Source organism: Erwinia sp., assembly GCF_031978025.1.
Taxonomy (GTDB): Bacteria; Pseudomonadota; Gammaproteobacteria; order Enterobacterales; family Enterobacteriaceae; genus Erwinia.
Genome location: NZ_DALZCD010000145.1, coordinates 1 through 10,722, shown reverse-complemented (window position 1 = coordinate 10,722; position 10,722 = coordinate 1). Strand labels below are relative to the sequence as shown.

Below are 10,722 nucleotides of genomic sequence, written 5' to 3'. Positions count from 1 at the left end.
GACCCAGACCCAGACCCAGACCCAGACCCAGACCCAGACCCAGACCCAGACCCAGGCCAGCTCGCCGTCAGCAGGTTGTGACCGGGAAGCGGCTGCGGCGGCAAGGCAAGCTGGGGGCCTGTGACTGACAGCAAAAAAGAAGCGATTAACAGTAGCCATCTGAGCATACAGCGCCAGAAGGACGGGGTCCCCGACATCATCTTTTCCTTTAACGGCGCGAAGAAGCGTCGAGCAGCAAGTACAGACGGGCAAAAAAAGGTAAGGCGTGATGAGGCGCAGGGCAAGAAAGCGGGGCGGTATAACCGCCCCGAAAGGTTATGAAACGTGCTGTAAGAACTCCCGCAGGCGCGCGCCCGGCGGGTTATCAATCAGCGCGGCCGGATCGCCATCTTCAGCAATACGTCCTTTGTCGATAAAGATCAGGCGTGAGGCGACTTTTTTTGCAAAGCCGACTTCGTGCGTCACGATAACCATGGTCATGCCTTCTTCAGCCAGATCCTGCATCACTTTTAGCACTTCATGGCGCAGCTCCGGGTCCAGCGCGGAGGTTGGCTCATCAAACAGCATCATCTTAGGCTTGACCGCCAGCGCACGAGCAATGGCCACTCGCTGCTGTTGCCCCCCGGAAAGTTCGGACGGGAAGTGGTGCGCACGTTCGGCCAGGCCTACTTTGCCCAGCAGCTCTTTTGCCAGCCGCTGCGCATCGGCCTTACTGGCACCGCGTACGCGCACAGGGCCAAAAGCGACGTTATCCAGCGCGCTCATCTGTGGGAACAGGTGAAACTGCTGGAACACCATGCCCGCTTCCTGGCGGATCAGGCGGTCATCCACTTTGGGATCGTTAACCTTCAGGCCGTCCACAATCAGCTCGCCGGTGGTAATCTCTTCCAGCTTGTTAATGCAGCGCAGCAGCGTAGATTTACCAGAGCCGGACGGCCCGATAATAACCACTACTTCTCCCTGCTTAATCGTCAGGTCGATATTGTGCAGTACCTGCGTTTCGCCAAAATGTTTAGAGACGTTCTTAAATTCAATCACAGGATTTTCATCCTTTTTTCAATGCGACGCAGAACAAAGCTCAGCACCAGCGTAATAAACAGATAGATAACGGCCACGGCGCTCCAGATCTCCAGCGCGCGAAAGTTACCGGCAATGATTTCCTGGCCCTGGCGAGTCAGCTCCGCCACGCCGATAACGATAAACAGCGAAGTATCTTTGATACTGACGATCCACTGGTTACCCAGCGGCGGCAGCATACGGCGCAGCGCCAGCGGCATAATAACGTAGCGTAGCGTTTCGCGGCTGGAAAGGCCCAGCGCCAGGCCCGCTTCCCGGAAGCCCTTATTGATTGACAAGACGGCGCCGCGAGTAATTTCCGCAATATACGCGCCGGAGTTAATCATAATGGTCACCACCGCCGCGCTGAACGGATCGATACGCAAGTCGTTAAAGGCCATCGGCAGCGCAAAATAGATAAACATCACCTGCACAACAATCGGTGTGCCGCGGATGAGTTCAATAAAGACCAGGGCGATATTACGCGACAGCCAGCCGCCGTAAGCGCGGGCAAAGCCTGCAACAAGGCCGATAATCAGGCCGCCGGCCAGGCCAAGGACCGATATCCATAGCGTCAGACGCGCGCCCTCAAGCAGGGCCGGAATAGATGGCCAGATGGCGCTCCAGTCAAACTGCATTCTTATTTCTCCGGATCAAAACCATATTTCGTTGGTGTGGAAAACGCAGGCGCCAGCGCGCCTGCGAAAAGTAAAACACGCTTATTTAGGATCGGAACCGAACCATTTTTTATAAATTGTGTTGTAGGTACCGTTTGCACGCAGCGTTTTCAGTGCGCCGTTGACTTTTTCACGCAGTTCATCGCTGCCTTTCGGGAAGGCGATACCGTAATCCTGCGCTTCGATTGAATCGCCTACTGCTTTAAACTGGCCTTTGCCAGCGGTATGAATGAAGTAAAGGATATTCGGCGTGTCGTGCAGGACAGCATCCGCACGGCCCGTACCCAGTTCCATGTAGGCATTATCGATATTAGGGAACTGACGAAGATCTTTGGTTTTAATGTGCTGCTTAGCGTAATCCACCGAGCCGGTCCCGCTTTTCACTGCAACCACTTTACCATCAAGATCTTTCAGGCCTTTGACCTGGTCGTTATTGGCCTTGACCATCACCAGCAGACCACTTTTGTAATAGCTGTCGGAGAAATCAATCGCCTTTTTGCGCGCGTCGGTAATAGTAATGCCCGCCAGCGCCAGGTCAACGTTACGGGTCTGTAAGCCTGGAATGATGCCGCTGAAATCCATCGGTTTGAGGGTGTAGTCCAGCTTCAGTTCTTTCGCGATAGCCGCCCACAGCTCCACATCGAAGCCCACATATTGGTTACCCTGTTTGAACTCAAAAGGAACAAAGGCGGTATCGGTCGCGACAACCAGCTTTTTTTCTGCGGCGGTAGAGGAGACGGCAAACGCCAGCGTCAGCGCAGCCAGGGAAAACTTAACAAGTGACTTCATTTTTTATCCTTATCGCAGTCGGGCAAGCGCCTTGCCCGATTGAATGCCAGCAGCCATATGAAAAAACTATGCCAGGTTTTCAAAATATATTGAAAACAGCACGTTGAGTCAATTTGAGCGGGATAATTACGCCTTAAGCCGCGCAATGCACCATAATGAAGCCCCATAATGGTGCATTGCATTCATTGTGGTGCAGTTAGGTTTTAACCTGGCGGGGAATAAAAAACAAAATAAATAAAGAAGAGTGCGAGGGCGCTCGCAGCGTTAACGAAGCTGGCTGTCTTTACTGCCACGACGATTATAAAGTGTCGCTTCCTGATGTTTATCTCGCTGCGCCTGGCACTGAATACAATATTGTACCCCTGGCAGCGCAAGACGACGGGCTTCAGGGATGGCCTCGCCACACTCTTCGCAATACTGTGCACTGACGCCATGATGCATGGCGCGCCTTGCGCGATTTACGGCGTCTTCCACCGTTGAATCTATCTGTTCCTGTACGGCATCATCACGTGCCCAACCACTGGCCATCGCTTTCCTCCATATAAGAAGAGCAGATGAAAAGGTTCATCTGCCCGGAAAATCACTTCGTAAAAAGGGGGCTGTGCTCGTCGCCCCACATCGAATTATTCGATGTTAGATTCAATGAACCACAGGAACTTATCCAGATCGCGAGAAGCGGCGGTAAAGATATCTGCGGTGTCTTCGTCTTCAACTTCCGTAATAGCTTTACGCGTATCGTTAGCGACAACGGCATAACGTTCTGCCAGCGCTTTCAGGTGATCCTGAACGGTATGAATGTTCAGCGGATAGCTTTTCAGCGGGGTACGGTCGTTCACAACCTGTGTTGTACCCAGCGCCACGCCGCCCAGCTGCACGACACGCTCAGCGATGGTATCCTGATGGTCGGTAATAGTGGTGCGGAAACCATCCAGCATCTCATGCACGCCGATAAAGTTAGCGCCACGCATGTTCCAGTGAGCCTGTTTAGTAATCAGGGACAAATCAATGAATTCCGTGACCAGACGATTCAACACCTCGATGGTGGCTTTCTTTTCCTCATCAGCCACGTTGTTACGGGTGTAATGCAGATCGGTTGCCGTCGTTTTTACCAGTTTAGCGGTACTCATCATTAATATCCTCTTAATGGTCAGTTGTCCTGAATGTATCGATAAAGTATAGCAGCGCTTTTCAGACCTGCCATAAAGTTACTGCCTATCGCACAAATAGTGACACTCTACTGGCTTAACCGGCTGGTATTGCAGACAAATAAACCAGGTAATGAGATTAATAAATATTCTCATTTACTTGGGTGTTTTTAAATTTTTGAATAATAGTGATTTTTTAATTAATTTTTTCGTTACAAATTGCTTGCCCGAGTCATTTTAAAAGGGCCGTTTAATTATGTAAGCTCAGAATTATCTGGACTTTACAGGCATTAGACATTCTTTGACCGGGCGTGGATTAAATGGATTATTCAGTTTTACGTATCATCCGATATAGCTATTTTCGCTGTTCGCCTGCCGGCGCGGTTTTTTGCTTAGCGGGACGCAGACTTAGCGTGGCGCCTGCCGAAGCGATAATAATAGAGAGCAGACCCAGCCACTGCGGTAGCGTCAGTAACTCGCCCAGAAAAACCATGCCGGAAAGTGCCCCCATTGCGGGTTCAAGGCTCATCAGCGTACCAAACGTTTTGGCTGGCAATCGGGTCAGCGCCACCATCTCCAGCGTATAGGGAAAGGCGCTGGAGAGGATAGCGACGATAAGGGCAATGGGTAAAACAGACAGATTCCAGAGACCGCTGTCGGCAAAGGTTAAGCCAACCGGCACAAATATCAGTGAAGCAATCAGCGATCCTGTAGCGACAGTTGCAGGGCCGTGTTCTGCGCCTGCCCGTTGGCCGCTCAGAATATAAATAGCCCAGCAGGCCCCGGCAAATAGCGCAAAAAAAGCCCCTTTCGGGTCGATGCCCGACATACTTTTGCCCAAAGGTAACAAAAGCCACAGGCCCAACAGCGCTAAAGCAACCCACAGGAAATCACGCGGTTTTCTTGAGCCTGCCAGCGCCAGCGTCAAAGGGCCGACGAACTCCAGCGCCACGGCGATCCCCAGCGGAACGGTACGCAACGCCAGGTAAAACGTATAGTTCATGCTGCCCAGCGCCAGCCCATATATCACTAAAGGCAGCAGGCGTTCGCGGCTGAACCGCAGTCGCCAGGGTTTAAAAACCACACAAAGGATTAGCGTGCCTATTCCAAGACGCAAGGCTGTAATGCCGGGCGCACCTACAATTGGGAACAGCGTTTTTGCCAGCGCGGCTCCGCCCTGAATAGACGTCATGGCGAGCAAAAGCAGTAATACAGGAAACCAGATTGAAGCACTGCGTGAAGAAGGGGACATCCTGTTAACCAACCTTATTTGTCCATCGTACGGCGGAAAAGTTCCCTGAAGTGTACCAACAGATTGGGCAAAACCAGCAGTATCGGCCTTGAAAAAAAGTGAGGAAATTCGGAAAATTCGTTGGGAACCGGCCTTTCAGCGGTAAAGAAGTGTCAGTTTAATTAAGATTTATCTCAATGAACAAAATTTTACATTGCAGGTCGCGTGTGGAGATAATGAGTTAAAACCCAGTAAAAATAATAAGATAGAATGGATCATTAACTTCCTGTTACACCAAACATTGTCTTGGACAACAAAAACGGGGCAGAGTTTCTGGCTGAGGTTTGTTATATTTTCAGCGTTGTCAGGAGATAAGTACTTTCACATTTGAGGTGGTTATGAAAAAAATTGCATGTCTTTCAGCACTGGCTTGTGTACTGGCAGTTTCTGCTGGTTCAGCGATGGCACAGAGCACAGTTTCCGGTGGTTACGCACAAAGCGATATGCAGGGCGTGGCTAACAAAGCTAACGGCTTCAACCTGAAATACCGTTACGAAAACGGCAGCGATCCACTGGGCTGGATCGGTTCTTTCACCTACACCGAGAAAGATCGTACCGACGCTGGCGTGTATAACAAAGGCCAGTACTACGGCATCACCGGTGGTCCTGCTTACCGTCTGAACGACTGGGCAAGCATCTACGGCGTTGTGGGTATCGGTTACGGTAAATTCCAGCAGAACGCACCAGCACGTGACAAGTCTGATTCAAGCGACGTAGGTGTTTCCTACGGTGCAGGCCTGCAGTTCAACCCAGGCATCGAAAACGTTGCTCTGGACGTTGGCTACGAGCAGAGCCGCATCCGCAGCGTAGACGTTGGCACCTGGATCGCTGGCGTTGGCTACAGCTTCTAAGATTGCCTGAAACCAGCTCCGGTTGGTTGATAAAAAATCCGCCCACGTGGCGGATTTTTTTTTATGGCTGGTTCAGCGGCAGGTTTTTTTTCCTGTCACGAGCGTTTCCAGCAGCAGCAGCCGTAGCGTAAAGGGCGAGCGACAGAGCAGCTGCAGTAAAAGTGGCTTTTTCATGATCTCCTCCGTTCGCTTTCTATACAGATATAGCACAGGCTATAATTCGTAGCCAGTGCAATGGCGTGAAATTTTGTGCTTCTGTGCGCTTCGTTTACACTATGGCACCCCAGGCTGATGCGAGCCTTTGCACGCGCCCGAAATAATAATGAGGAAGCTGAATGAGTCGCGCTAAAACCGCAGTGCCTGCGCCACTGAAAGAGATAGAAGAGCATGTCGAAGGCTTTCGTCAGGTTCGTGAAGCCCATCGGCGCGAATTAATTGATGACTACGTTGAGCTGATTTCCGATCTGATCCGTGAGTTTGGTGAAGCCCGCCAGGTTGACATGGCCGCTCGGCTCGGTGTTTCTCAGCCTACCGTTGCCAAAATGTTGAAAAGACTGGCTACGGTCGGGCTGGTCGAACAGGTTCCCTATCGCGGCGTGTTTCTGACGGCTGAAGGGGAGGCGCTGGCGGAGGAGAGTCGCAAACGTCACCATATCGTAGAAACTTTCCTGCTGGCGCTGGGCATCAGCCCCGATACTGCCCGTCGGGATGCTGAAGGCCTGGAACATCACGTCAGCGACGAAACGCTGGCCATTTTTCAGCAATTCTACGAAAGCCGTCAGTAACCTCCTCTCAAGCGAGTCTATATGGCAACACTGCTCAGGCCTTTTTTGCACGACCGTTTTCTGCATCTGTTAATTTTACTGGGCCTGCTGCTGGCCTGCTTCGCGCCTTTTTCCCTGCGACAGCTGCCGACTGCGGTAGACTGGTCGACTATATTGACGCTGGGCGGCCTGCTAATGCTGACTAAAGGCATCGAATCCAGCGGCTACTTCGACGTGCTGGGGCGCCGCCTGGTACAGCGCTTTCAGTCAGAACGGTCGCTGGCACTGTTTCTTACCGCCGCCGCGGCGCTGCTGTCCACCTTTCTGACTAATGACGTGGCGCTTTTTATTTTGGTGCCGCTGACGCTGACGCTGCGACGCTACTCTTCGCTGCCGATAGCCCGGTTAATCATTTTTGAGGCGCTGGCCGTCAACGCCGGGTCGCTGCTCACGCCTATTGGTAACCCGCAAAATATCCTGCTTTGGCAGCACGGTGGCAGCGGTTTTGCCGGCTTTATCGGCCAGATGCTGCCTTTGGGCGGCGCGCTGATGATCAGCCTGCTGTTGCTGACCGCCTTCAGTTTCTCGGCTAAACGAATTGAGCGTTCGGAACAAGCTGCAGAAACACAGTGGCAGCGTCCGCTCCTGATTGCCAGCGTCGTCCTTTATCTACTGTTTATTGTTTTACTGGAGATGGGGTATGCCGTCTGGGGCGTACTGCTGGTGTTTGCCGTTTTTTTACTGATGGCGCGCCGTACGCTGCTGGCGATTGACTGGAGCCTGCTGGCGGTATTTATCGCCATGTTTGTGGATGTCTATCTGCTCACCCGGCTGCCCGCTTTGCAGCATCTGCTCCAGCAAATTCCACAGCTGTCGCAGGGCGGAAAATATCTGCTGGCCATCGGCCTGTCGCAGATCATCAGCAACGTTCCGGCGACTATCCTGCTGCTGGCGAAGTTACCGGCCAGTACGCTGCTGGCGTGGGCGGTCAATATTGGTGGCTTTGGGCTGCTGCCCGGCTCGCTGGCCAATCTGATTGCATTGCGAATGGCGAAAGACCGCACTATCTGGCTGCGTTTTCACTTCTATTCACTGCCCATGCTGCTGTGGGCAATGATGCTGGGCTGGGGGCTACTTTTAGGCATTAATGCGCTCTGACCTGAATCTTGTCTGACTTCGTAAAGAAACACTGGCATTTGTCAATTTAGGCCCTATGTTTATAACAGCGTGAATCTTGCGGGCTCGGTTTGAGCCCGCCGTAACCTGATGAGAACTATGGCTAATCAATCAAATTCTTCCTCAGATGATGACCAGCGTCATCCGCAGGACAATTCGCAGTCTGATAACCAGGACACCCAGCCGCAAAAAGATGATCGGCAGCAGGAAGAGGGTCAGGCGGAGCGTAAACGTCCCGGTAAAAAACCGCTGATTATCCTGGCGATAGTGGTAGTGGTGATGATCGTTGTCGGCTTTTATTTCTGGTTCACCAGCCGCAATATAGAAACGACGGACGATGCCTTTACGGAATCTGATGCCGTTACCATTGCCCCTAAAGCTTCCGGCTATGTCACCAGGCTACTGGTGACGGACAATCAGCGCGTGAAAAAGGGCGATTTGCTGGTGGTAATCGATCCGCAGGACAACCAGGCGCAGCGCGATCAGGCTCAGGCGCAGCTTGGTCTGGCCGTGGCTCAGCTGCATCAGGCGCAGGCACAGCTGGCGCTTTCCCGCGTGCAGTATCCTGCCCAAAAAGATCAGGCGCTGGCGCAGCAGGCCAAGGCGGAAGCGAATTTCCTTAACGCTCAGGAAGATTACAAACGTCAGCGCGGCGTCGATCCCCGTGCAACCTCACAGCGTAATATTGATGCGGCCAGCGCGCAGTTAAGAAGTGCCAAAGCCGAACTGGAAAGCGCGAAGGCTCAGGTGGAAGTGGCCTCGCAGATCCAGCTGCAAATTCGCCAGCAGGAAACCAACGTGGAAGCGCGGCAGCAGCAAGTTGAGCAGGCGAAAGCCCAGCTGAACACCGCCAACCTGAATCTTTCCTATACGGAAGTGCGCGCGCCTTACGACGGCTTCGTGACCAAGCGTAATGTTCAGGTCGGTACGCTGGTGCAGGCCGGTACCTCGCTGTTTTCGCTGGTGTCACCGAATGTCTGGGTAACCGCCAACTTTAAAGAGTCGCAGCTGGAACGAATGAATCCGGGCGATAAAGTGAGCATTTCCGTTGATGCCTGGCCAGATATGAAGCTGGAAGGGCATGTGGAAAGCATTCAGATGGGCTCAGGCTCCCGCTTCTCGACTTTCCCGTCGGAAAACGCCACCGGCAACTACGTAAAAATTGTTCAGCGCGTGCCGGTTAAAATCGTTATCGATAAGGGTCTCGATCCGAACAAGCCGCTGCCGCTGGGGCTGTCGGTGGAGCCAGAGGTAACAGTGGAATGAGTCAAAGCCAGAGCTGGCAGCCGGCCAGTAACCCCTGGCTGGTCGCTATGACGGTGACGCTGGCGGTGTTTATGGAGATCCTGGACACCACCATCGTTAACGTGGCGCTGCCGCACGTTGCCGGATCGCTCTCCTCCAGCTACGACGAGTCAACCTGGGTGCTGACTTCCTATCTGGTGGCGAACGGCATCGTGCTGCCGATTTCCGCCTTCCTGAGCCGCGTATTTGGACGTAAACAGTTCTTTTTGATCTGCATCGTGATGTTCACCATCTGCTCTTTCCTGTGCGGCATCGCCACCGAGCTGTGGCAGATCATTTTGTTCAGGATATTACAGGGCTTTTTCGGCGGCGGCCTGCAGCCAGTGCAGCAATCGGTTCTGTTGGATTATTTTAAACCGGAAGATCGTGGCAAGGCGTTCGGTCTCTCTTCTATAGCTATTATCGTGGCACCGGTTCTCGGCCCGACGCTGGGCGGCTGGATCACCGACAACTACAGCTGGCGTTGGGTGTTCTTCATCAATATACCGGTGGGGATCCTGAGCGTACTGGCTATTTATCAGCTGCTGGAAGATCCACCATGGGAACGCAAGTGGGCGAAAGGGAAACTGAATATCGATTATATCGGTATCGGCCTCATCACCCTGGGGCTGGGTTGCCTGCAGGTCTTCCTCGATCGCGGCGAAGACGACGACTGGTTCAGCTCGAATTTTATTATGACTTTCGCCATCCTGAGCGCGATTGGGTTGGTCGGCGCGGTTTACTGGCTGCTGTATGCTAAAAAACCGGTGGTGGATCTGCACGTGCTGAAAGACCGTAATTTTGCCGTGGCCAGTCTTCTGATGTCCGGCATGGCGGCCATCCTCTATGGCAGTTCGGTGGTGATCCCCCAGCTGGCGCAGCAGGATTTGGGCTATACCGCCACCTGGTCGGGGCTGGTGCTTTCACCCGGCGCCGTGCTGATTGTGCTGACCATACCGCTGGTACTGAAGCTGATGCCTATCGTGCAGACGCGCTGGATCATCGCGTTTGGTTTTACCTGTCTGTTCGTCTCATTTATCTATTCCGCGAAGCTGACGCCGAACATCGATTTCACCACGCTGGTGATGATGCGCAGCGCACAGACGATTGGTTTGGGCTTCCTGTTTGTGCCGCTGACGACCATTGCCTTTGTGACCATCCCGCAGAGGCTGAATGCGGATGCTTCGGCACTGTTCACGATGTGCCGCAATGTGGCTGGCTCGATAGGTATTTCGCTTTCAACGGCGATGATTACCGAACGAGAACAGGCGCGAAGTGCGCATATGGTGCATAACATGACGTCGCTCAATGAGCCCTTTAATCTGACGGTAGAACGTTGGGCGCGAGGAGTAAAAGATTTTACCTCGGCGGTTGGCGACCCGGTGACGATAGCGACGGGACAGCTCTATAAAGAGCTGATCGTTCAGGCGCGTATCCTGGCTTATATCGACGTTTTTATGGGCTTAAGCATTGTCGCCCTGATTCTCATTCCATTTTGTTTACTGCTGGCGCCGATTAAGAGCGAGGGCAGTGCAGGAGCACACTGACATGAACGTTTCTCCTTTATTTACGCGTTCGCGACTCGGCGTGCTGCTGGTTGCGACTATTACGCTGTCGGCCTGTAGCGTCGGGCCGGACTATCGGGCACCGAAACCGTCCACGCCCGCTTCTTTCAACTCGCTGGCGTCG

The 10,722-nt window shown here is 53.1% G+C and carries 11 protein-coding genes; 5 read left to right on the top strand and 6 right to left on the bottom strand.

The window, feature by feature from the left end; all coding sequences use genetic code 11:
* Positions 1–315: 315 nt before the first annotated feature.
* The 6 genes from glnQ to rhtA all read right to left on the bottom strand — a co-directional run bounded on the left by glnQ (position 316) and on the right by rhtA (position 4,919).
* Positions 316–1,038 (bottom strand): glutamine ABC transporter ATP-binding protein GlnQ, encoded by a 723-nt coding sequence (gene glnQ / locus RTK32_RS12850; RefSeq protein ID WP_312044521.1) that lies wholly within the window; start codon positions 1,036–1,038, stop codon positions 316–318.
* The gene (gene glnP / locus RTK32_RS12845) at positions 1,035–1,694 is read right to left on the bottom strand and encodes a glutamine ABC transporter permease GlnP (RefSeq protein WP_312044520.1); all 660 of its coding nucleotides are present in this window, start codon (positions 1,692–1,694) and stop codon (positions 1,035–1,037) included. The genes glnQ and glnP overlap by 4 nt, the downstream gene beginning before the upstream one ends.
* A gap of 81 nt (positions 1,695–1,775) precedes the next feature.
* On the bottom strand, positions 1,776–2,522 hold the full coding sequence (glnH, locus tag RTK32_RS12840) for a glutamine ABC transporter substrate-binding protein GlnH (protein WP_312044518.1): 747 nt from the start codon (positions 2,520–2,522) through the stop codon (positions 1,776–1,778).
* 264 nt (positions 2,523–2,786) lie between these two features.
* Complete coding sequence (locus RTK32_RS12835) at positions 2,787–3,050, bottom strand: DksA/TraR family C4-type zinc finger protein (protein WP_312044516.1); 264 nt, start codon at positions 3,048–3,050, stop codon at positions 2,787–2,789.
* Between the two features lie 95 nt (positions 3,051–3,145).
* Entirely contained in the window at positions 3,146–3,649 is a 504-nt protein-coding gene (gene dps, locus RTK32_RS12830; protein WP_312044523.1) for a DNA starvation/stationary phase protection protein Dps, read from the bottom strand.
* Between the two features lie 373 nt (positions 3,650–4,022).
* Positions 4,023–4,919 carry a threonine/homoserine exporter RhtA gene (rhtA, locus tag RTK32_RS12825; RefSeq protein WP_312044514.1) on the bottom strand — a complete coding sequence of 299 codons (897 nt, stop codon included), beginning with the start codon at positions 4,917–4,919 and terminating at the stop codon, positions 4,023–4,025.
* Between the two features lie 377 nt (positions 4,920–5,296).
* Between rhtA and ompX the strand changes: the two genes are divergently transcribed.
* The 5 genes from ompX to RTK32_RS12800 all read left to right on the top strand — a co-directional run bounded on the left by ompX (position 5,297) and on the right by RTK32_RS12800 (position 10,580).
* Positions 5,297–5,809: an outer membrane protein OmpX gene (gene ompX, locus RTK32_RS12820; RefSeq protein WP_253454779.1), complete on the top strand. Its 513-nt coding sequence runs from the start codon at positions 5,297–5,299 to the stop codon at positions 5,807–5,809.
* Positions 5,810–6,144: 335 nt separating this feature from the next.
* Positions 6,145–6,594, top strand: coding sequence for a manganese-binding transcriptional regulator MntR (gene mntR / locus RTK32_RS12815; RefSeq protein WP_312044510.1), 450 nt, complete (start codon positions 6,145–6,147; stop codon positions 6,592–6,594).
* A gap of 21 nt (positions 6,595–6,615) precedes the next feature.
* Positions 6,616–7,731, top strand: a complete 1,116-nt coding sequence (locus RTK32_RS12810) for an SLC13 family permease (RefSeq protein ID WP_312044508.1) — start codon at positions 6,616–6,618, stop codon at positions 7,729–7,731.
* A gap of 117 nt (positions 7,732–7,848) precedes the next feature.
* The gene (locus tag RTK32_RS12805; RefSeq protein WP_312044506.1) at positions 7,849–9,015 is read left to right on the top strand and encodes an HlyD family secretion protein; all 1,167 of its coding nucleotides are present in this window, start codon (positions 7,849–7,851) and stop codon (positions 9,013–9,015) included.
* On the top strand, positions 9,012–10,580 hold the full coding sequence (locus RTK32_RS12800) for a DHA2 family efflux MFS transporter permease subunit (RefSeq protein WP_312044504.1): 1,569 nt from the start codon (positions 9,012–9,014) through the stop codon (positions 10,578–10,580). The genes RTK32_RS12805 and RTK32_RS12800 overlap by 4 nt, the downstream gene beginning before the upstream one ends.
* The last annotated feature ends 142 nt before the right edge of the window (positions 10,581–10,722 follow it).